At 64.3% G+C, this 2319-nt stretch carries 2 protein-coding genes; both read right to left on the bottom strand.

The annotated features are described in order from the left end of the window. Positions 1-69 precede the first annotated feature (69 nt). A complete protein-coding gene (istB, locus tag J2X09_RS26980) occupies positions 70-927 on the bottom strand; it encodes an IS21-like element helper ATPase IstB (protein WP_070401349.1) in 858 nt (285 codons plus the stop codon). After that, positions 924-2171, bottom strand: a complete 1248-nt coding sequence (gene istA, locus J2X09_RS26975) for an IS21 family transposase (protein ID WP_204735973.1) — start codon at positions 2169-2171, stop codon at positions 924-926. Before istA ends, istB begins: the two co-directional genes overlap by 4 nt. Between the last annotated feature and the right edge of the window lie 148 nt (positions 2172-2319).

Here is a 2319-nt window from a genome sequence, read left to right as displayed (position 1 = left end):
CTGTCAACGCCGGTTGAATTTTCCTCAGATTGGCCGGAGTAAATTTCCCCACCTGGTGTGTGCGGGTGATCAGCCCGTGATGGGGTCTCGTGGCTCCTTGGGTGGTCTGCCGGGTCGGCGTTTGATGGGTTGCTGTGCCTGGGGGTCGAGCAATGAGGAGCGGGTTCGCATGGTCTCGGGGACAAGGGCGGCGTGCTCGCGCAGGCGGTACGAGTTGCCCTCGATGGGGATGACCACGGCGTGGTGCAGTAGCCGATCGAGCAAGGCGGTGGCGACGACGGCATCGCCGAAGATCTCGGCCCATTCGCCGAAGCCGCGGTTGCTGGTCATGACCATGGCGCTGCGCTCGTAGCAGGCGTTGACGAGTTGGAAGAACAGATTGCCGCCCCCTGAGCCCAATGGGAGGTAGCCGATCTCATCGACGATGAGCAGGCTGTAGCGGCTGAGGAACTTCACCCGCTCGCGCAGCTTGCCCTCGCGCTCGGCCTTGCGCATGGAGTCCACCAGTTCGGCCAGGGTGGCGAAGAAGACGCTCTTGCCGGCCTTGACCGCTTCGAAGCCCAGGGCGATGGCCAGGTGAGACTTGCCGGTACCCGGTGGGCCCAGGAAGTGCACGCACTGCTTGCGCTCGATGAAATCGAGCTCGGCCAGTGCCATGACGCGGTGACGGTCCAGGCCGGGCTGGAAGCTGAAGTCGTAGCCCGAGAGGCTCTTGACGGTGGTCAGGCGCGCGGTCTGCAGCGCCATCTTGATGCGCCGGCTCTCGCGGGTGGAGAACTCCTCGCCTAGCAGGGCTTCGATGGCCTCCAGGGCAGAGACTTCCCCCTGCTCGATGCGAGAGAGCGTGGTGTGCAAGGTCTCCAGGGCACGTGGCATCTTCAATCCCACCAGGTGGCGGCGGATGCGATCGGTGGTCGAGGCGGTCATGGGCGGCCTCCGAGCTGGCGGCCGATCTGCTCGTAGAAGCTCAGCGGTCGGGTGCTCACGGCGTGGCCGGGCAGGATACGGATCGCATCACGCGGGCCATGGGATGTCGATCGCCTGGGTACATGCCGGTGGCCGGGCAGGACCGAGCGCTGCTTGCGCCCCTGCAGCAAGGCATGTACGGCAATGAGCTGTCCGTCCTCGTGGATGCGCACCTGATCGGCGGTGGTCTCCACATCCAGGGTGCGCCTGCGGGTGCCGTCGGGCACGCTGTAGTAATTGCCGCCAACGCTCACGCAGCCCTCGCTGCTGACGCGCCGCTCCTGGCGCAACACCGCATCGAAACGACCGGCAGGCAAGGCCTGCAGGCTTGGGCGCTCTTCCTGGAAATGCTCCTGCACCACGCGCTGGGTACTGGCATGCAACCGCGCATTGGCCACGGTATCGAGCCAGAGGCGTAACTGGCGGTTCATGTCCTGCAGGTCCACGAATGAGCGCGCCATGAAGAAGTCGGCACGGATGTAGCGAAACGGGCGCTCCACCTTGCCCTTGGTCTTGGCCCGATAGGGCTGGCAGGCCCGAGGAGCGAAGCCGTAGTGCGCACCACAGGCCAGCAGCTTGGCGTTGTAGATGATGGCCTTGTCCTGCTCAGGCTCGCCCAGGACGGCGGTCTTCATCCGGTCGTACAAGATCTCGCGGGGTGCGCCAGCGAAGTGTTCGAAGGCCTGCATGTGGCAGCGCAGCACGGTTGGCAGATCCTGGTGCATCACGAACTGAGCCCACAGGTATCGGCTGTGGCCCAGCACCATGGCAAAGAGCCAGATCTTGCGTTCCATGGGCTCGCTGGCAAAGCGCACCTTGAACTCGGCAAAGTCCACCTGGGCCTGTTGGCCGGGTGGAGTCTCAAAACGGACCTCGAAGGCCGGCGCGGGCGCCGGCCTGATCTGGCGCAGGTAGTCGTTCAAGATCGTCTTGCCGCCCTGGTAGCCCAACGCCCGGATCTCACGCAGCAGCCGGGAGCCGGTCAACTCGGGCCAGGCCTGTAGTCGTTCCTGCAAGTAGCTACGGAAATCGTCGAGAGCGCCAGTGCGAGCGGCTCTGGGCTTGTACTTGGGAGCGGCAAGTCCGCGCTGGATGTATTTGCGAACGGTCTTGCGGTCATGCCCGGTTCTCTGGGCAATCACGGAGATCGGCAGTCCCTGCCGGTGTAGCTCCAAAATCATCATCAGTCCCTTCAGATTGAGCACCTGGCCTCCAGCTCCACGACGGTCGGGAGCCAATGGTCGGTCAAGTGGACGAACAGGCAGCGGGCCTCGGCCCGCTGCCTGTTCAAGCTTCAAACTGGGGAAAATTCAACCGGCCAATACGGGGAGTATTCATCCGGCGGTGACACCA

Source organism: Hydrogenophaga laconesensis (assembly GCF_031457235.1).
Classification (GTDB): Bacteria; Pseudomonadota; Gammaproteobacteria; order Burkholderiales; family Burkholderiaceae_C; genus Hydrogenophaga; species Hydrogenophaga laconesensis.
Note: the sequence above shows the minus strand (reverse complement) of the source record. Positions and strands in the feature narration are given on the sequence as shown.